Below are 19153 nucleotides of genomic sequence, written 5' to 3'. Positions count from 1 at the left end.
ATTCTCGCGTAGTTTCTCGGTAGGCAGCAGGGAAACCCCTGAATCATCGCGACCGGTGAACATCGAGGACTTGTCAGCCGAATCTCACCGGCACGAATGCCGCTCATTCGTTCCCGTTCATTAGGCTGGGACGGTGAGCACAAACCTCTCAAAAATTTTCGTGGCCCGTTTGATCGGCCTGGACGTGTTCGACCCGCTCGGTGACCGTCTGGGTCGATTGCGTGACCTCGTGGTGCTTTTGCGCACCGGGGGCCGTGGTCAACCCATGGCCCGACCCATCGTGGTGGGCCTGGTGGTCGAAGTGCTCGGCAAGAAACGGGTCTTCGTTCCCATGACGCGAGTGACCAGTATCGACGCGGATCAGATCATCTGCACCGGTCTGGTGAACCTGCGCCGCTTCGAGCAGCGCGGTGCGGAGACGCTGGCCGTGGGCGAGCTCTTCGACCGCACCGTGGCCCTCCTGGACGGTTCCGGTGCCGCCACCATCGAGGACATGGCCATGCAACAGGTGGGCAACCGCGGTGACTGGCAGATCAGCCAGTTGTTCGTGCGTCGTTCGGTCTCCAGCGGAGGGTTAATCCGACGCCGCGGTGAAACCATGATCGTGGATTGGGAGGACACGGACGATCCGTCCAACGCAGGCCACCAGCCGGCCACCCAGTGGATTTCCCAACACGAAGAGGACCAGGCCGCGGATATCGCGGACGAGCTGCGCGGCATGCCTGAAAAGCGCATGCTAGAGATTGCCGCGGAACTACAGGACGAACGCCTCGCGGACGTGCTCGAGGAGCTTCCCGAGGAACACCAGGTCTTCATCCTGACGCACCTTGGCAACGAACGCGCCGTCGCACTGCTCGAGGAAATGGACCCCGACGACGCCGCGGACCTCCTCAACGAGCTACCTCCCGAGGACGCCGAGAAGTTCATCACCATGATGGAACCCGAGGACGCCGAGGACGTGCGGCGTCTGCGGACGTACGAGGAGGGCACGGCCGGTTCGCTCATGACCCCGGTGCCCATCGTGCTACCACCCGAGGCCACGGTCGCTGAAGCGCTGGCCCACATCCGCCAGGAAGAGATCATCCCCGCCGCGGCCTCCGCGGTGCTGGTGTGCCGGCCGCCGTTGGAAACCCCCACGGGTAAGTACTTGGGGTTCGTGCACACCCAACGGCTCTTGCGCTATCCCCCGCCCGAGGCCATCGGCAACCTGATCGATCGTTCGATCGAACCCGTGTCGGACATGGCGTCCCTCGAAGAAGTGGCGCGGGAACTGGCCTCCTACGACCTCACCATCCTGCCGATCGTCAATGACGCGGATCGGCTGGTGGGCGCTGTGACCATTGATGACGTGCTGGATGCGCTGCTGCCCGATGACTGGCGCACCTACGATGACGGCACTCCGATCCGGAAGGTGGGTAAGCGGTATGAGTGAACCCAAGCGCAATTTGTCCTCCCAGTACGCCCCGGTCCCGCTGGACCAACCGCGGGAGCACCGCCCCAGTTTCTTCCAACGGTTCCGTCCCAATCCGGATTCTTTCGGTCAGCTGACCGAGACGTTTGCTCGCTGGATGGGTACCCCCCAATTTCTGCTGTGGATGTCCATCTTCGTGTTCGTGTGGCTGGGCTGGAATACCCTGGCGCCCGAGAGCATGCAGTTCGACCCGCGCGCCCTCAACTACACCCTGTTGACGTTGATGCTGTCCCTGCAGGCCTCTTATGCTGCGCCGCTGCTGTTGCTCGCCCAGAACCGCCAGGACGACCGTGACCGCGTTGTTGCGGAGGAGGACCGCAAGCGCGGCCAACAGAACCTCGCGGACACCGAGTACCTGACCCGGGAAATCGCCTCGCTGCGCATTGCGCTGCGTGAGGTGGCCACCCGGGACTACGTGCGCTCGGAACTGCGGTCCCTGCTCGAAGAAATTCTGGAAGCTCAGGACAACAAGCAGGCCGATCCGGTCGACGCTGACGCAGCGCCCAAGAAGGAACCCGGTCAGGGCAAGAAGAAGAAAAAGAACCAGTCGGCCACCACGGCCATCCCCGTGGTTCCCAGGGCCGCGGACGGTAAGGATTCATGACCGACTCCCCCATCGACCCACAAACACTCGATCCTCGACTACGCCCCGCCCTCGACAAGGTCATCGACCCGGAGTTGCGTAGGCCCATCACCGAACTGGGCATGGTTCAGTCCGCCCGGTTGGACGGCACCACCGCACGGGTGACCATTCTGTTGACCGTCTCCGGGTGCCCCATGCGCGGCACCATCGAGACGGACGTGACCGAGGCCCTGAGCGCCGTCGACGGCGTCACCGATACGTCCGTAGACGTGGGTGTGATGACCCCGGCCCAGCGCGAGGAACTCCAGGAAAAGCTTGGGCACCGCAAGTCCAATCCGTTCGCCGACCCCCACAACCTCACGCGTGTTCACGCCGTGACCAGTGGCAAGGGCGGGGTGGGCAAGTCCAGTGTGACCGTGAACCTCGCCGCGGCGCTGGCGGCCATGGGTCGCACCGTGGGCATCGTGGATGCGGACATCCACGGTTTCTCGGTTCCGGGGCTGCTGGGTATCACCCAGCCACCCACGCGGGTGGGTGACATGATTCTTCCGCCGGTGGTCGAGGTTCCCGCCGGCCTCAAGACTCCCTACGACGACGCCGCTCCGGGCGCCTCCCAGCGCCGAGCCAACCGGGGCGTGATCAAAGTGATCTCCATCGGCATGTTCGTGGACCCGTCACAGCCCGTTGCTTGGCGCGGGCCCATGCTGCACCGTGCCGTGGAGCAATTCCTCACGGACGTCCACTTTGGCGATCTCGATCATTTATTGCTCGACCTGCCCCCGGGCACCGGCGACATTGCTATCTCGGTGGGCCAGTTACTGCCCAACTCGGAGGTGCTGGTGGTTTCCACCCCGCAGCACGCTGCGGTGACCGTGGCCGAACGTTCCGGTGCATTGGCCCAGCAAACGGATCAGAAGGTCACGGGCGTGGTCGAGAACATGTCCGCCATGGTCATGCCGGACGGCACCCGCATGGAAGTCTTCGGATCGGGCGGCGGTGCGAACATCGCGGCGTCGTTGACCGAACGCTTGGGCTATGACGTGCCGCTGCTCGGGGAAATCCCGCTGGACGTGAGCGTGCGCGAGGCCGCCGACCGTGGCGAACCCGCCGTGTGGGCCCATCCCGATTCCCCGGCGGCGGAGCACCTGTGGGCCGTGGCCAAGGCCCTGGACGAGCAGGGTCGCAACCTGGTCGGACGCAGTCTGGGCATCACACCGCGGGGCTGAACAACACACGTTGAGCCGACCGCTCGAGCACCATGAAAAGACCCGCTGTCCGGCCTGGGCCGGACAACGGGTCTTTTCATGGTGCTGGTGAATCCTCGCCGGCTCACGTGGCTTCAGTGTCGAAGGGCGCTCGTTCACCGGGTTCCAGTCTGCGGACCGTGGGTGCCGCGGCCGAGGCGGCCTGATACGCGGGGGCCTGGGGTTCGTCCTCTTCCATGAGGGCCTCTCGCACAATCACCCGCGGGTCGTATTGCCGCGGATCGAGTCTGCGCCAATCAACATCTGAGAATTCGGGGCCGAGCGTCTCTTTGAGGTCGTCCTTGGCCCCGGTGGCATAACGCTTCAAGGATTTGATCAGATCCTTGAGCTTCTCCGCGTATTCGGGCAGCCGTTCGGGACCGATGACCACCATGGCCACCACGAGGATGAGGATGGCTTCTCCGCCAGAAATGCCGAACACTTACCGAACCTACCAACGCCGTATGACGCGAACGTGAACGCCGCGTTTACCCAATAATTTCCCGCAGCCCATCGAGCACCGTGGATCCGAAGCCATTCGGTTCAGAACCCGGCAGCGTGACGCGACCTCGTTCTTCCGCGGCTACAAGGGTAAGGGTACGCGACAGGGCGGAGGGGGAAGCATCAGTCATGACCGTGTAGACGACATCGTCTCGGGACATCACGGCCCGCCGCGGCTCGGATCGGACAACCCACAGTTGGGTGCCCTCCACTGCGGATTCATGCAATCCCTCCGCACTGACCGGCAGGCCGGTGGCACCGTCCACGGGGTTGTCCGGGTTGACGTGACCGCGTTGTTCGATGACTCGAACACTGTGCTGGTCGTTCACCAAGGTGATCGCCACCATGGGTTGCCCGGCGACTTCTCCCTGGACCATGGATTCCACCTGATATCCCTCGGATGCGAGGGACGGGAGGGTCCAGCCTTCCGCGCGCAACGCCTGCGCATCCGTTTCGGTGGCGGTCTTGATCATGCCGTGGCTGCCGTTCCAGGCAGCGGCGGCGGGAGGCACATCCGCGCTACCGGAAGAGTTGAGTTTGTGACCCACCGACCATCCAACGCCCACGAGCAGAGCAGCGGTGACGCACAGCACCACCGTGGTTGCGACAACAACCGTGCGGCGATTCGGGGCCCGGTGGCTGCGAGAGCTGTTTCGATACAGGGTGCTCAGCGTGGTCTCCCCCTCTCGGAAGTCGGGCGGTGGATCGGTGACAAGACATTGTCATTCTGTGCGGTGAAGCTGACAGCGATCTGGATGGTCACGGGAAATTCTCCGGCCTCCGCACGGCTCTCCTCAGCAGCACACGGCAATCCGCTCAGCGGCCTCCTCACTACCAAGGTGCGCGGGGGCGGCGGGGACCGCGATAAGCTGAACCATCATTACCGCACTGGCACTCGTGCCGCGGTCCATGACCACCAGGGAAGCAGCGAAGGGCACACTAACGTCCATGAGTACGGATAAGACCACCAGCTGGGCCTACTGCGAGGCTTACGCCACGGACGACGAAACCGCGTACCGTGCCCGCGAGCGATCCCTGGCACTGCGGCTGGACCCGGTCACCCCCGCCACCGCCGCTCTGCTCACGGTGCTGGCATCCTCCGCGCGGCCTGCCACAGTGGTGGAAGTGGGCACCGGCGCGGGCGTCTCAGGACTGTCCTTGCTGCGGGGCATGCCCTCACATTCCGTACTGACCACGATCGACACGGACATCCGCGCACTGCGTGCTGCCCGTGACACTTTCCGGGAGGCCGGATTCGAAACGAAACGGACTCGCACCATTTCCGGTGCGGCTTCGCTGGTGCTGCCGCGTCTGACCGAGAACTCCTACGACATGGTGTTCCTGGACGCGGACCTCGCCAATACGGCCGAGTACGTCATCGAGGGTGCCCGATTGCTGCGCCGGGGTGGCATGCTGATCGTCAACGATGCGCTGCACCAGGACCGTGTGTCCCAACCGGCCTACCGGGACGAGGACACGGTCATCATGCGCGACGTGGTGCGCACACTGCGCGGCGAGGAACGGCTGGCAAGCACTTTGCTCCCCACGGGCACCGGCGTGCTGCTGGCCGTGCGCCGCTGACCGTCGATCAGGGAGCTGATTTCTCCAGCGGGCCACCGTTGAATGCGCGCCGCCGTCGACCCACCTGAAATTGCGAAGGTACGACAAAGTCTTGCCCGGACACGACAAACCTCGAGGGTCCACACACGTTATGTGTGTGGACCCTCGAGGTTTGTCGAGCGGTGGTCAACCGGCCGTTACTCAGTCACCTTGGCGAGGCACTCGCGAAGCTCCGTGGCCTCGTTGGCCTTCAGCTCCACCACCAGGCGTCCGCCACCTTCCAGGGGGACCCGCATGATGAGGCTGCGCCCCTCCTTGGTGACTTCCATCGGTCCGTCACCGGTTCTAGGCTTCATGGCCGCCATGTATGAACTCCTCTTCGTGTGTACCTACGGATTCCATCTTATCGAACACTGACCGGCTGCCGTGACCAGCCCCACCCTTCAGAGCTGCAGACCAGGGCCGTCACGGCGGGAAATCGCCGCCACCGGGCAGCTGTTTCCAGTGCCACAGCCATCCGACCCACACGAACTGCAGGATGGCTCCGGTGATGATGAGCAGGGTTCGATAAGCCTTGGAGCCGGACAGGTGCACGAGCGGCCCGGCCAGCAGCGCCCACGGGAGCAGGAGCCGAAACGTGGAGGATTGCGGGTGCAGGACCAAGAGGAGATACACCCCGTACGCCGCGATCCACACCCGGGCGAAGAACGGCAGAGCCTCTTTCACCACGCGGGACCGCAGCATCAGGACCACCGCGGCCACCAGCACGAAAGGCGCCACAACGCCCACGATCGGCCCGAAGAGGTGCACGCCCCGGTCCACCCACGGCAGGACGGGGATCACCCGGTTGTCTCCGCGCCAAGCCGTTTCCGTATCGGTGTAGGCGGTGAATTCCCCCGTGACCGCCCACGCGATCGCGGGCCAGCTCAAGGCTGCAGCGCACGCGATCAAGGCCACCACGAGCCACCGGTCCGCGCACTGATACCACTTCCGTTCACGACGCCGCACACTCACCACACTGCGCCACAGCCACCACACACCCAGGGCAGCAGCGAAGGCCACACCCGTGGGCCGAGTGAGGGCCATGAGTACGGTGAAGATCACGGCCGGCACCGCCTTGTACCGCAGTACCGACAGGATGGCCAGGCTCAGAAACAGCAGGTGCAGCGCCTCCGAGTACGGTGTCTGCAGCACCGGTGCCACCGGGTTGAAAGCGAAGACTCCTACCGCCCACAGCGGGGCCTTGCCCACGCCGTTGACCCAGCGCGGCTCGCGCAGGGCTGGAACGCCGTCGAAAATTCTATAGAGCGCCAGCGCCGCACCGAACCCGGCGAGCAATGACACCGTGGCCGCGGTCAGAGCCCAACCACTCCCAGTGACGGCATCGATGCCGCGGACCAGGAGGGGCTGCACGGGATAGAAGGCCCATTGATTCTGCTCCGCGTGGCCGAACACGTCGCGCGGAATCTGTGACGGGTAGCCTTCCGAGAAAATCCGCCTGTACCAATCCGAATCCCAGATATCCACGAATTGCAGGTACCCCATGGCGCCGTCGCCCCAGGGCCCGGGGCCTTGCTGGCGCCCCACCACCGTGAAGACGATCCAACCCCACACCCGGGACAGCCCGTACACCACCACCACGGCCAGCCACCACGGGGTCTCGTTCCAGGCATCGAGCAGGGGGCTTGTTACTCGTGAACGCCGCGTTGCCGAGACGGACGTACTGCTCATGCGTCGGAACCGTTCGACGCCGCGTGCGCCTCAACCAGAATGCTCACCGCCTGTTCCACGCTGTCCGTAACGTGGAACAGGTCAAGATCATCGGGGGCAATCTTCAGCTCCGAGGCCACCGTTTGCTCAAGCCAGGCAATCAGCGGCGACCAAAAGGCCGTGCCCAGGAGGATCACGGGGAAACGGGTGACCTTGCCCGTCTGCACCAGGGTGAGCGCCTCGAATAGTTCGTCCAGCGTGCCGAAACCGCCGGGCAGCGCAACGAACCCCTGCGTGTACTTCACGAACATGGTTTTCCGCGCAAAGAAGTACCGGAAGTTGATCCCCAGATCCACCCAATCGTTGAGCCGCTGCTCGTGGGGCAATTCGATTCCGATCCCCACCGACTGCGCACCCACATCCACCGCACCGCGGTTGGCGGCCTCCATGACACCGGGACCACCCCCGGTGACCACGGCGTAACCGGCCCGGCCGAGAGCCCTGCCGATCTCCCGAGCCATGTGATATTCGGGATGATCCTGCGGCGTGCGCGCCGAACCGAACACGGAGATCGCGGGCCCCAAGGTTGCCAGAGCGTCGAAACCCTCCACGAACTCCGCCTGGATGCGCAGCACCCGCCACGGATCCGTGCGGGTGAAATCCCCGGGAGCTTCCGGGTGTTGGTCCAAGAACCGCTGGTCGGAGGTGCGCCGCGCCATTTCCGAACGGCGCAGCACCACCGGGCCCTTGAACCGCTCGGGTGGCACCTGATCTGGAGTGGAATCAGAGGGAGAGGTCATGGTTCCAGGCTACGGCCTGCCGGGGACACGCAGCTGCGCGCACCGCGTGACGAAAATGAAACCGAACTTTAACATTCGGCTTTGTGTTGTAGACCACATTTGGTCAATCCGTGCACTACTTTTACTTGCATGTCACACTCAACCGCCTCCACCGACACCGCGCCAGGCGCCGGGGCCGAAACACGCACCGGAGAACCCCTGGTCCGGCTGTCGCACGTGGATAAGCACTTCGGCGATCTTCACGTGCTCAAGGACATCAATCTGGAAGTCTCCGTGGGCGAGGTGGTCATTGTCATCGGGCCCTCCGGCTCGGGAAAATCCACGCTGTGCCGCGCCATCAACCGCTTGGAAACCATTGACAGCGGTGAGATCACCGTGGACGGTAAAGCTCTCCCCAAAGAAGGCCGCGCGCTCGCAAAACTACGCGCGGACGTGGGCATGGTGTTCCAGTCCTTCAATCTGTTCGCGCACAAGTCCGTGCTGCAGAACGTCACGCTCGGCCCCATGCGCGTGCGCGGAGCCAGCAAGAAGCAGGCCGAGGAGCGGGCCATGGAACTGCTCGACAAGGTGGGCGTGGGCAATCAAGCGCATAAGCTGCCCGCCCAGCTCTCCGGCGGCCAGCAACAGCGCGTGGCCATCGCCCGCGCACTCGCCATGGACCCCAAGGTCATGCTCTTCGACGAGCCGACCTCTGCCCTGGATCCGGAAATGATCAACGAGGTCCTGGACACCATGGTGTCCCTGGCCAAGGCGGGGATGACCATGGTCGTGGTCACCCACGAAATGGGCTTCGCCCGTCGCGCGGCCGATCGCGTGGTGTTCATGGCGGACGGCGCCATCGTCGAAGAGAACACCCCGGAAGAATTTTTCACCAATCCGCGCAGTGACCGTGCCAAGGATTTCCTCGGCAAGGTTCTGGGTCACTGATGCCTCAGCACCGCTCATCACCGCGCAGTTTCACCCATCACTAAGGAGCACCCCGTGACGTACGGAAAACCCATGACCCTCGCGGCCCTGGCCGCTACCACTGCCCTGACCCTCACCGCGTGCGGTGGCAATGACGACGGCGGCGGAGAGTCCTCCGGCGGCGGCGATTCCGTCCGCATCGGCATCAAGTACGACCAGCCCGGCCTGGGCTTCAAGGACGGCGAGGAATACACAGGTTTCGACGTGGACGTAGCCAAGTACGTCGCCAAGGAACTCGGCTACGAGGAAGACCAGATCGAATGGGTCGAGTCCCCCTCCGCCAACCGCGAGAACATGCTCTCCAACGGCCAGGTCGACATGATCTTCGCGACCTACTCCATCACCGATCAGCGCAAGGAGTCGGTGGGCTTCGCGGGCCCGTACTTCGTGGCAGGCCAGGACTTGCTGGTCGGCCAGGACAACAACGACATCAACGGCCCCGAGGACCTCGAGGGCAAGAACCTCTGTTCCGTGACCGGTTCCACCTCGGCCCAGAAGATCAAGGACGAGTACGCGGGCACCGTGAACCTCGTGGAACAGGGCGGCTACGCGGACTGCGTGACCATGTTGGGCTCCGGCGGTGTTGACGCCGTCACGACGGATGACATCATTCTGGCCGGCTTGGCCGCCACGGACGCGAATTCCGGCAACTTCAAGGTGGTGGGTAACCCCTTCACCGAGGAGAAGTACGGCGTGGGCATCCCCAAGGATTCCGACCAGTGCCAGGCCATCAACGATGCCATCACCAAGATGATTGACGACGGGGCTTGGGAAGAGGCCGTCACCAAGAACACCGAGGGCGCTGATTACGAGTACAACGAGGACTTGAACCCGCCCACTCCCGACGCCTGCGCTTGATTGACTGACTGACCCGCACCCGGTGGGGTTCTCAACGATCCCCACCGGGTACACCGGGAGGAAAACGTGTCCGATTACCTCAGTGACTTTGCTTCACTGTTATCCCAGTACGACGTGCTGGGTGCATTCTGGGTCAACATCCAACTGACCTTCTGGGCCGCTATCGGTTCCATGGTGCTGGGTAGTGTCCTGGCGCTCATGCGCATCAGCCCGGCGGCATCCATGCGAGCCGTCGGTGCCGCTTACGTGACCCTGATCCGCAACACCCCGCTGACCATCATCCTGGTGTTCTTGGTGCTGGGCGTGTGGTCGCAGTTGACCATCAGCTTCAGTGACGACTTCAACCGCAATTTCTTCATCTACGCGGTGATCGGCCTGAGCATCTATCACGCAGCCTTCGTGTGCGAAGCCATCCGGTCCGGTGTGAACACCGTTCCCGCGGGCCAGGCTGAGGCGGCCCGAGCCATTGGACTGAGCTTCCTTCCGGCGGCCCGGCTGATCATCTTCCCGCAGGCACTGCGCGGGGCCATCACGCCCCTGGGTAACACCCTGATCGCACTGACCAAGAACACCACGGTGGCCGCGGCGGCCTCCGTCACGGAGATCTCGGCACTGATGAAAACCATGATCGAGTTCCGGCCGGACGTGATCATCGCCGTGTTCCTGACCGTAGCCTTGGGCTTCGTGATCATCGTGATTCCCGTGGGTCTGCTGACCACGTGGCTGTCGCAGAAACTGGCGGTGAAGCGATGAGCACCTCGGTACTTTTTGACGTTCAGGGTCCACGGGCCAAGCGGGTCACCATGATCCTCAACGTCGTGGCCGTTTTGGTCGTGGCGGTACTGGTGTGGTTGGTCCTTCAAAAGCTGGGTGAACAGGGCCAGTTGGAACCCGCCAAGTGGTCCGCCTTGTTCACCGACCGCACCTGGAGCAACTTCCTGATCCCCGGATTGGTGAGCACGCTCAAGGCCGCTGCACTGGCCGTGGTGGGTTCCGTGGTCTTCGGTCTAATTTTCGGCCTGGGCCGGTTGTCGGGATTGTGGATCGTGCGGGCCGTGTCCACCGTGGTGGTCGAGTTCTTCCGCGCGGTTCCCGTGCTGGTCATGATGATCTTCTTCTACCTGGGCCTGGCACGCACCGGTCTGATCCAGCCTTCGAACACCCCGTTCTGGGCCGTGGTCATCGCGTTGATCCTGTACAACGGTTCGGTCATCGCGGAGCTCGTGCGCTCGGGTGTCTACCAGTTGCCCAAGGGACAGCGTGAAGCCGGTCTGGCCGTGGGTCTTACCCCGTCCCAGGCGCTGCGCAGTATTCTCCTGCCCCAGGCGCTGACGGCCATGTTGCCCTCGTTGGTCTCCCAGTTCGTGGTGATCCTCAAGGACACGGCACTGGGATACATCATCACCTACCCGGAACTGCTCGCGTCCGCGCGGCGTCTGGGTTCCGGTGACGGCAATATCCTGCAGACGCTTCTGTTGGCGGCCGTGGTGTTCATGATCATCAACTCGGTGCTCACGTTCGTCGCCGGCAGGCTGTCGCGCCTACTCAGCTACCGCACCGCCGGCAAAACCAGGCCCCTGCATGAGGCCGCGGCCGGTGACGAAACCGGCTGAGCCGGCCAAGCGGCGTCGTCGCCTCAAACGACAGCATGACGAAAGGGCTCCGGGAGCTTCCGGAACCCTTTCGTGTGTCAGACCGTGATGAGTTAGGACAGCCATTCCGCGAGCGCCCGGTGGCACTCGCGCACGGCGTCGTCGAAGACGTGCTCGTCATCCGTGTGGGCCAGCAGTGCGTCACCGGGTCCGAAGTTCACGGCGGGCACGCCGGCTTCCGAGAACCGAGCGACATCCGTCCAGCCGTACTTGGGCATCGGATCCTGGCCCACGGCGGCCACGAACTGGGCTGCTGCGGGGCGGTCCAGTCCCGGGCGTGCCGCTGGTGAGAGGTCCTGGAAGTCCAGTTCGTAGCCTTCGAACACCTCACGCACGTAATCCTGCGCTTGCGCCAGTGTCTTGTCCGGGGCGAAGCGGTAATTGATGTCCACCCAGGCGTTGTCCGGAATCACGTTGCCGGCCACTCCCCCGCCGATCCGGATCGCGTTGAGGCCTTCGCGGTAGTCCAACCCCTCCACGGTGATGGTCCGGGGCTCGTACGCCGCCAGCCGGGCGAGCACGTCCGCCTGCTTGTGGATCGCGTTGTCCCCGATCCACGCGCGGCCCGAGTGCGCGGCCTTGCCCGCCGTGGTGATGCGGAAACGCATGGTGCCGTTGCAACCGCCCTCCACCGTGCCGTTGGTCGGTTCGAGGAGCACCGCGAAATCTGCTTCGAGCAGCTCGGGGCTGTTGCGCATGAGGCGCCCCAGCCCGCTGGCGTCGCTGGCGACTTCCTCGTGGTCGTAGAACACAAAGGTGATGTCCCGATTGGGTTCGGTCAGCGCATTGGCCAGCGCAAGCTGCACCGCCACGCCGCCCTTCATGTCGGTGGTACCGCGTCCGTAGATCACCGCGCGCCCGGATTCTCGACGTCGCTTAGACGGGACCGTGCCCAGCGAACCTTCCACGGTGGGCAGGGGCACGGTGTCCAGGTGCCCGGCCAGCACCACCCGCTCGTCACGCCCGAGGTTCGTGCGGGCCACGATGGAGTCACCGTCTCGGTGCACGTCCAGGTGCGGAAGGCGACGCAGCGCGTTTTCCACGGCGTCAGCCAGGGGGCCCTCGTGATCGGAGACCGATTCCACATCAACGAGCGCTGCGGTAAGGTCCGCCGGGTCCAGGGTCAGATCGAGTTCAACGGGTGCGGTGCTGGAGTCCATGCGGGCCAGCCTAGTCACCTTCGCGTCACACGGTGGCGGACATCCTAGGATGGTGCTCATGACTTCAACGAGCGAGAGCACCGAAACTTCCCGCACTGCTTCCGGCGTAGGCCTGGCCACCGTGGTCGATTCCGGCCCCAAGGCCGGCACCGTCCTGGACGTGTTCTACCCGGCTCCCGCGCTGAGCCCCAATGCCGACACCTCATTCGAGGCAGACCTGCGCGTGGCCGCGACTACCGATCCCGATCGCAACGTGCGTTCCGAAATCGTCACCACCGTGATCGATCTCGACGCCGCCCCCGCCGACGCCGCGGACGCCTACCTTCGCTTGCACCTTCTGTCCCACCGCTTGGCCAAGCCCAACACCCTCAACATGGACGGCGTGTTCGGCCAGTTGGCCAACGTAGCGTGGACCAGCCGCGGTCCCGTTCTGGCCGAGGAGCTGACCACCGCCCTCGTGCGGCTGCGCGCGGGTGGGCACGTGACCGTGTTCGGCGTGGACAAGTTCCCCCGCATGGTGGACTACGTGGTGCCCACCGGTGTGCGTATCGGCGACGCGGACCGCGTGCGTTTGGGCGCCTACCTGGGCGAGGGCACCACCGTCATGCACGAGGGCTTCGTGAACTTCAATGCCGGTACCCTGGGCTCCGCCATGGTCGAGGGACGTATTTCCGCCGGTGTCGTGGTCAACGACCACACCGACGTCGGCGGTGGCGCGTCCATCATGGGTACCTTGTCCGGCGGCGGCAAGCAGCGCATCACTCTGGGCCAGCGTTGCCTCTTGGGCGCCAACGCGGGTGTTGGCATCTCCCTGGGCGATGACTGCGTGGTCGAGGCCGGCCTCTATGTCACCGCCGGAACGCGCGTGACCCTGCTCGAAGCTCGCGCCGATTCCCGCGTGGTCAAGGCCTCCGAGCTGTCCGGCATTTCCAACCTGCTGTTCCGCCGCAACTCGACTAATGGTGCGGTCGAGGCGCTGCCCCGCGAGGGTGGGGCCATTGAGCTCAACCCCGCCCTGCACGCCAACTAGGAACACCCACTGAAGCCGGTGAGCCCGCGGTATCTCGCTCCGAGGTGCCGCGGGCTCGGCGTTAGACTCGACTCTTCAACCGTCCACTCCGGGGAATCATGCCTTCCACGTCATTCGGTCGTCGCCGCCATGCCGCCGTCAAACTCATTCTGATCATTGTCCTGGTCTGCGCGTTGATTGCGGCTGCCCTATTCGTGGGTGTCAACCTGATTGCCGGCAAGCCCGCCGTGGGCGACCCACGGTGCACCGTGGTCTCCTCGACCGGTGACAAACACACATTCACCCCGGAGCAGACGCTCAACGCCTCGATCGTCTCCGCGGAGGCACTGGCACGGGACATGGATCACCGGGCCTCGGTGGTGGCACTGGCCACCGCCCAGCAAGAATCCGAACTGGTCAACATCGACTACGGTGATCGGGATTCCGTGGGACTCTTCCAGCAACGACCTTCGCAAGGTTGGGGCACCATCGAAGAAATCATGGATCCCCACTACGCCACGGTGGCCTTCTACAACCACCTGGAACACGTGGACTACCACTCGATGTCCGTGACACAGGCAGCCCAGGCCGTCCAACAGTCCGGTGTTCCGGACGGCTACGCCAAGCACGAGGGCAGTTCCACCGCTCTCACGGATGCCTTCCACGGCACACAGCCGGGCTTGCTCAACTGCATCTTGGACCCGGTGGCGAAATCCCCCTCCACCGCTGACGGTGCCGCAACTCCCGCTCAGCGGGCTGATCGGACCACGGTCGGACTCCAGCGGGACTACGGCGACACGCTGGGTGAGGTGCGCGCGGACGGTGAGAGCGCCGTCGTCGATCCCGAGAATTCTGAGGCCGGCTGGGCCGCAGCGCACTGGTCCGTGGCGAACGCAGAACGTCTGGGGATTACGCGCGTGAGCTACGACGGGCAGACCTGGGACCGTGAACATCAGACCTCCACCCGCTTCTCTCCCGTGCCCGGATGGGAGTCCGCCGAAGAACTGACCGAAGACGGTCAAACGGCGCCATCGTCCACACAAGTGGTGATCAGTACTGCAACAAGCCAGGATCCAGCTTGAACTGATTAAGCTGGTGCCCATGAAGATTCTCGTGACCGGTGGAACCGGCTATATCGGCTCGCACACTGTTCTGGCTCTGCTCCAAGCAGGCCATGACGTGGTGGTGTTGGACAATCTCTCCAACTCCTCAAAGACCTCTCTGGAACGGGTCCAGGAATTGGCCGGCCGCGAGATTGCCGCGTTCGAGAAAGTCGATTTGCTGGATCGCGCCGGACTCGACGACGTGTTCGCACGTCACCGCCCCGAGGCCGTCATTCATTTCGCGGGCCTCAAGGCCGTGGGCGAGTCCAATGAAAAGCCCCTGTGGTACTACACGAACAACGTGTCCGGCACCGTGAACCTGCTGTGGGCCATGGACGAGAACGACTGCCGCTCCATCGTCTTCTCGTCATCGGCCACCGTGTACGGCGCACCCGAGACCATGCCGCTCACCGAGAAGCAGAACATGGACGCGCAGAACCCGTACGGGCGCACCAAGGAACACATCGAGGACATGCTCGCGGACCTCGCCGCCTCCGACGAGCGCTGGGCCGTGGCGCTGCTGCGGTACTTCAACCCTGTGGGCGCGCACGAATCCGGCCGGATCGGTGAGGACCCCTCAGGCATCCCCAACAACCTGATGCCGTTCGTGGCGCAGGTTGCCGTGGGCCGCCGCGAGAAGCTCATGGTCTTCGGCGACGACTACCCCACTCCGGACGGCACCGGTGTGCGCGATTACATTCATGTGGTGGATCTGGCCGACGGGCACCTCAAGGCCCTGGACCGCATCAGCCAAGACCCCGGCGTGCACGTGTGGAACCTGGGTACCGGACGCGGCTATTCAGTTCTCGAGGTTCGAGAGGCGTTCCAGAAGGCTTCCGGTCGCGACATCGCCTACGAGATCGCGCCCCGCCGAGCCGGCGACGCCGCCGTGTCCTACGCCGACCCCTCCTCCGCCCTGGCCGAACTGGGCTGGTCCGCTGACCGCGACATGGACACCATGTGCCGCGATCACTGGAACTGGCAGAAGAACAACCCCAACGGCTACGACGGCTGACCCTGCCCGGATGCTCGCCCCGGGCGTAGCCTGGGGCCATGAGACCGCTCAGGTACTCCATCAACGTCACGTTGGACGGCTGCGTCGATCACCGCGAGGGAATCGCGGACCAAGAGCTGCATCGGCACGCAGCTGAAACCATTGCGCGTGCCGACGCCCTCATCTTCGGACGGGTGACCTACCACATGATGGAGGCGGCCTGGCGCCGTGATCCTTCCACCGGTGGGTGGCCGGACTGGATGGAATCGTGGATGGTGCCTTTCGCCGAGACGATCGACTCGGCCACGAAGTACGTGGTCTCGAGCACCCTGGACAGTCTCGATTGGAACTCAGAGTTCTTGCGGGGCGACCTGGCTGACTCTGTACGCGCTCTCAAAGCTGAGCCCGGCGAAGGATTGTACGTGGGTGGCGTGACATTACCGCTAGCCCTGGCTGACCTCGGGCTGATCGACGAATACGAGTTCGTGGTGCATCCCCGCGTGGCCGGCCACGGCCCCACGTTGTTCGCCGGGCTGTCCAAGCCCCTGGACCTGAAGCTGGTGGACTGCGTCGAGTACGCCTCCGGCGCGGTCGCGCAACGCTACGTGCCCCGTTAGAACATTCGCGCGCACCTCATGCGCCGCTAGTACCTTCGCTGACGTCTCATGCGCCGTTAGAACCCTTCTTGACCCCACCGAGGGTTCCAGCGACACCTCAGGTGCAGCGCACGGTCCGAACTCCCCCTCAGACGTGGACGGGAGTGGTGTGCCACGCAAGGTAACGCGCGGCGCCGTCGTCCCACGAGCGCCACCGTACCCGGTCACTGTAGTTCCCTGAACAGCAAGGCACCACCGCACAGCAGAACACCCCGCCACCGACCTGAGTCGGTGACGGGGTGTTGCGCTGAAGCGTGAAGCTTACTTGGAGGTCGGGTAGTGACGCTCGCCCTCACCCACGTAGAGCTGGCGCGGGCGACCGATCTTGGTCTCTGGATCCTCGATCATTTCGCGCCACTGGGCGATCCAGCCCGGCAGGCGGCCGATCGCGAAGAGCACGGTGAACATCTTCTCCGGGAAGCCCATGGCCTTGTAGATCAGGCCGGTGTAGAAGTCCACGTTCGGGTAGAGCTTGCGCTCCACGAAGTAGTCGTCTGCGAGCGCCTTCTCTTCCATGCTCATCGCGAGATCGAGCATTTCGTTGTTGCCACCCAGCTTGGCCAGAACATCGTGGGCGTAGCCCTTGATGATCTTGGCGCGGGGGTCGTAATTCTTGTACACGCGGTGTCCGAAGCCCATGAGGCGGACGCCGTCTTCCTTGTTCTTGACCTTTTCCATGAACTCGTCCGCGGACAGGCCGCGGTTCTGGATCTGGTCGAGCATGTGCAACACGGACTCGTTGGCGCCGCCGTGCAGCGGGCCGTAGAGAGCGTTGATACCGGCGGAGACGGACGCGAACATGTTGGCGTGCGAGGAACCCACCAGGCGCACGGTGGAGGTGGAGCAGTTCTGCTCGTGGTCCGCGTGCAGCATGAGCAGGATGTCCAGGGTCTTGGCGACCACCGGATCCACTTCGTAGTCCTCGGCGGGCACGCCGAAGCACATGCGCAGGAAGTTCTCTGCGTAGTTGAGCTTGTTCTGGGGGTAGAGCTGCGGCTCACCCATGGACTTCTTGAACGCGTAGGCGGCCAGAGTGGGAACCTTGGCGAGCAGGCGGATGGTGGAGATCTCCACCTGTTCCTTGTCGAACGGGTCCAGGGAGTCCGAATAGAACGTGGAGAGCGCGGAAACGGCCGAAGACAGCACGGGCATGGGGTGCGCGGAACGCGGGAAGCCGTTGAAGAACATCTTGATGTCTTCGTGAACCATGGTGTGGGTGGTGATGCGGTGCTCGAAGTCTTCGTACTGCTCGCGAGTGGGCAGCTCACCGTAGATCAGCAGGTAGGCGGTCTCCACAAAGTTGGAGTGCTCCGCCAATTCCTCGATCGGGTAACCGCGGTAACGGAGAATGCCGTTGTTACCGTCGATGTAGGTGACCTGGGACCTGGTGTTGGCCGTGTTCATGAAGCCGGGATCGTAGGTCACGTTGCCGGTTTCCTTGAGCAACGAACCCAGACCGTAGCCCTGGTTGCCTTCGGTGACTTCCAGAACGGGCAGCTCCAAAGCCTTGCCGTCCTGGTAGTTCAGTTCAACCTTCTGGGCGTTCTTCTTGGCCTCTGCCATGGTGTTGTCCTCCACGGTTTGCTTGGGGTGCCCCGCGAGCGGTTCGCGGTCCCATTCACAGCAACAACTGCGTTGCCATGACTGTCACGCACATACTGGGACACAGTTTGATCATCATCTAACCTACCCCGTGGTGTGGCGTAGGTTCCACTCTTTCGAGCCGCGTCGAGTGTGGTTACACAGCCTCGCGCAACCGTGCTACAGCTGCGTCGATCCGCTCGTCACTGGCGGTCATGGACAGCCGTACGTAACCGTTTCCGGCGTCTCCGTAGAACGTTCCGGGGCCCACCACGATACCCAGCTCGGCAAAGCGGCCAACGGTCTCCCAGGTGTCCTCCCCCGCGGTGCCCCACAGGTACAGACCGGCCTCGGAATGGTCGATGCGTAGACCGAAGGCTTCCACGGCGGGGAGTAATTTGGCGCGGCGTTCGCGGTAGAGCGCCTTCTGGGACGCAACGTGGGCGTCATCGGCGAGCGCTACCCGCATGGCTTCCTGCACGGGGTAGGGCACGATCATGCCCGCGTGTTTGCGCGAGTTGATCAACGACGGCATCAGAGCGGGGTCGCCTGCCAGGAAGGCGGCGCGGTATCCGGCCAGGTTCGACTGCTTGGACAACGAGTACGCGCTCAGCACGAGGGAAAGGTCTCCCCCGGTCACGCGCTCGTCCAGCACCGACGGCACGGGTTCGCCGCCCTCTGCGACGTCCCAAGCACCCCAGCCCAGTTCCGCGTAGCACTCGTCGGAGACGACCACGGCTCCCTGCGCTCGCGCCTGGTCCACGATCTTCTTGAGACTTTCGGCGTCGCGCACGATTCCGGTGGGGTTACCCGGTGAGTTGACCCACACCATCCGCACGCGTGAACGCACCTCGGGGTCCAGGTCGTCCAGATCATCGGCGGCCACGGCCTCAGCTCCGGCGAGTTGCGCCCCGATGTCGTAGGTCGGGTAAGCAACGGTCGGACGCGCCACGACGTCCCCCGGGCCCAGTCCCAGCAGCAGCGGCAGCCAGGCGACCAGTTCCTTGGAACCCACGGTGGGCATCACGGCGGCCGGGTCCAGGTTGGCGACGTCGCGGCGTCGGGCGTACCAGTCCACGATCGCCTCGCGCAGCGCGGGGGTTCCGTGCGTGGTGGGATACCCGGGCGCGTCCGCAGCGGTGGCGAGCGCATCCTGGATCACGAGCGGTGTGGGATCAACGGGCGTGCCGATGGATAGGTCCACCGTGCCGTCCGGATGCTCAGCGGCGCGCTCACGATAGGGCGCGAGCGAATTCCACGGGTAGTCCGGCAGGTTCAGTCCGAAGGCGCGCGGCTGCGTCACGT

20 protein-coding genes are annotated in these 19153 nt (G+C 64.2%); 12 read left to right on the top strand and 8 right to left on the bottom strand.

Going from position 1 to position 19153, the window contains the following annotated elements:
- The first annotated feature begins 133 nt into the window (after window positions 1-133).
- The 3 genes from ABD283_RS06430 to ABD283_RS06420 are packed head-to-tail and all read left to right on the top strand — an operon-like array spanning window position 134 to window position 3280.
- On the top strand, window positions 134-1432 hold the full coding sequence (locus tag ABD283_RS06430) for a magnesium transporter MgtE N-terminal domain-containing protein (RefSeq protein WP_344224149.1): 1299 nt from the start codon (window positions 134-136) through the stop codon (window positions 1430-1432).
- On the top strand, window positions 1425-2075 hold the full coding sequence (locus tag ABD283_RS06425) for a DUF1003 domain-containing protein (protein WP_344224148.1): 651 nt from the start codon (window positions 1425-1427) through the stop codon (window positions 2073-2075). The genes ABD283_RS06430 and ABD283_RS06425 overlap by 8 nt, the downstream gene beginning before the upstream one ends.
- Window positions 2072-3280: an Mrp/NBP35 family ATP-binding protein gene (locus tag ABD283_RS06420; RefSeq protein ID WP_344224147.1), complete on the top strand. Its 1209-nt coding sequence runs from the start codon at window positions 2072-2074 to the stop codon at window positions 3278-3280. Before ABD283_RS06425 ends, ABD283_RS06420 begins: the two co-directional genes overlap by 4 nt.
- Before the next feature lie 103 nt (window positions 3281-3383).
- Here ABD283_RS06420 and ABD283_RS06415 read toward each other — a convergent pair whose 3' ends face one another.
- The gene (locus ABD283_RS06415) at window positions 3384-3740 is read right to left on the bottom strand and encodes a twin-arginine translocase TatA/TatE family subunit (protein WP_344224146.1); all 357 of its coding nucleotides are present in this window, start codon (window positions 3738-3740) and stop codon (window positions 3384-3386) included.
- A gap of 46 nt (window positions 3741-3786) precedes the next feature.
- A complete protein-coding gene (locus ABD283_RS06410; RefSeq protein ID WP_344224145.1) occupies window positions 3787-4347 on the bottom strand; it encodes a hypothetical protein in 561 nt (186 codons plus the stop codon).
- Between the two features lie 400 nt (window positions 4348-4747).
- Between ABD283_RS06410 and ABD283_RS06405 the strand changes: the two genes are divergently transcribed.
- The gene (locus ABD283_RS06405; protein ID WP_344224144.1) at window positions 4748-5380 is read left to right on the top strand and encodes an O-methyltransferase; all 633 of its coding nucleotides are present in this window, start codon (window positions 4748-4750) and stop codon (window positions 5378-5380) included.
- A 176-nt stretch (window positions 5381-5556) separates the two neighbouring features.
- Here ABD283_RS06405 and ABD283_RS06400 read toward each other — a convergent pair whose 3' ends face one another.
- The 3 genes from ABD283_RS06400 to ABD283_RS06390 form a co-directional block, all read right to left on the bottom strand.
- Window positions 5557-5724 carry a DUF3117 domain-containing protein gene (locus tag ABD283_RS06400; protein WP_016997557.1) on the bottom strand — a complete coding sequence of 56 codons (168 nt, stop codon included), beginning with the start codon at window positions 5722-5724 and terminating at the stop codon, window positions 5557-5559.
- A gap of 100 nt (window positions 5725-5824) precedes the next feature.
- A complete protein-coding gene (locus tag ABD283_RS06395; RefSeq protein ID WP_344224143.1) occupies window positions 5825-7090 on the bottom strand; it encodes a hypothetical protein in 1266 nt (421 codons plus the stop codon).
- Window positions 7087-7869 carry an LOG family protein gene (locus ABD283_RS06390; protein ID WP_344224142.1) on the bottom strand — a complete coding sequence of 261 codons (783 nt, stop codon included), beginning with the start codon at window positions 7867-7869 and terminating at the stop codon, window positions 7087-7089. The genes ABD283_RS06395 and ABD283_RS06390 overlap by 4 nt, the downstream gene beginning before the upstream one ends.
- Window positions 7870-7998: 129 nt before the next feature.
- Here ABD283_RS06390 and ABD283_RS06385 point away from each other — a divergent pair, with 129 nt between their 5' ends.
- The 4 genes from ABD283_RS06385 to ABD283_RS06370 all read left to right on the top strand — a co-directional run bounded on the left by ABD283_RS06385 (window position 7999) and on the right by ABD283_RS06370 (window position 11306).
- Complete coding sequence (locus ABD283_RS06385; protein ID WP_344224141.1) at window positions 7999-8796, top strand: amino acid ABC transporter ATP-binding protein; 798 nt, start codon at window positions 7999-8001, stop codon at window positions 8794-8796.
- 72 nt (window positions 8797-8868) lie between these two features.
- The gene (locus ABD283_RS06380) at window positions 8869-9693 is read left to right on the top strand and encodes a glutamate ABC transporter substrate-binding protein (RefSeq protein ID WP_344224183.1); all 825 of its coding nucleotides are present in this window, start codon (window positions 8869-8871) and stop codon (window positions 9691-9693) included.
- A 66-nt stretch (window positions 9694-9759) separates the two neighbouring features.
- Window positions 9760-10446: an amino acid ABC transporter permease gene (locus tag ABD283_RS06375; protein WP_344224140.1), complete on the top strand. Its 687-nt coding sequence runs from the start codon at window positions 9760-9762 to the stop codon at window positions 10444-10446.
- A complete protein-coding gene (locus tag ABD283_RS06370) occupies window positions 10443-11306 on the top strand; it encodes an amino acid ABC transporter permease (protein ID WP_344224139.1) in 864 nt (287 codons plus the stop codon). Before ABD283_RS06375 ends, ABD283_RS06370 begins: the two co-directional genes overlap by 4 nt.
- A gap of 92 nt (window positions 11307-11398) precedes the next feature.
- Here ABD283_RS06370 and dapE read toward each other — a convergent pair whose 3' ends face one another.
- Window positions 11399-12505: a succinyl-diaminopimelate desuccinylase gene (gene dapE / locus ABD283_RS06365; RefSeq protein ID WP_344224138.1), complete on the bottom strand. Its 1107-nt coding sequence runs from the start codon at window positions 12503-12505 to the stop codon at window positions 11399-11401.
- 58 nt (window positions 12506-12563) lie between these two features.
- Between dapE and dapD the strand changes: the two genes are divergently transcribed.
- From dapD to ABD283_RS06345, 4 genes are all read left to right on the top strand, one after another.
- A complete protein-coding gene (gene dapD, locus ABD283_RS06360; protein WP_344224137.1) occupies window positions 12564-13535 on the top strand; it encodes a 2,3,4,5-tetrahydropyridine-2,6-dicarboxylate N-succinyltransferase in 972 nt (323 codons plus the stop codon).
- Between the two features lie 98 nt (window positions 13536-13633).
- A complete protein-coding gene (locus ABD283_RS06355) occupies window positions 13634-14596 on the top strand; it encodes a hypothetical protein (protein WP_344224136.1) in 963 nt (320 codons plus the stop codon).
- A gap of 19 nt (window positions 14597-14615) precedes the next feature.
- Window positions 14616-15632 carry a UDP-glucose 4-epimerase GalE gene (galE, locus tag ABD283_RS06350; RefSeq protein WP_344224135.1) on the top strand — a complete coding sequence of 339 codons (1017 nt, stop codon included), beginning with the start codon at window positions 14616-14618 and terminating at the stop codon, window positions 15630-15632.
- Between the two features lie 38 nt (window positions 15633-15670).
- Window positions 15671-16228, top strand: a complete 558-nt coding sequence (locus ABD283_RS06345) for a dihydrofolate reductase family protein (protein ID WP_344224134.1) — start codon at window positions 15671-15673, stop codon at window positions 16226-16228.
- 300 nt (window positions 16229-16528) lie between these two features.
- Here ABD283_RS06345 and ABD283_RS06340 read toward each other — a convergent pair whose 3' ends face one another.
- Together ABD283_RS06340 and dapC are read right to left on the bottom strand one after the other, a co-directional pair.
- The gene (locus tag ABD283_RS06340; RefSeq protein WP_344224133.1) at window positions 16529-17830 is read right to left on the bottom strand and encodes a citrate synthase; all 1302 of its coding nucleotides are present in this window, start codon (window positions 17828-17830) and stop codon (window positions 16529-16531) included.
- 175 nt (window positions 17831-18005) lie between these two features.
- Window positions 18006-19151, bottom strand: a complete 1146-nt coding sequence (dapC, locus tag ABD283_RS06335; RefSeq protein ID WP_344224132.1) for a succinyldiaminopimelate transaminase — start codon at window positions 19149-19151, stop codon at window positions 18006-18008.
- Between the last annotated feature and the right edge of the window lie 2 nt (window positions 19152-19153).

It is taken from the genome of Kocuria atrinae (assembly GCF_039531425.1).
Lineage (GTDB): Bacteria > Actinomycetota > Actinomycetes > Actinomycetales > Micrococcaceae > Kocuria > Kocuria atrinae.
This window is presented reverse-complemented; position numbering and strand designations above follow the sequence as displayed.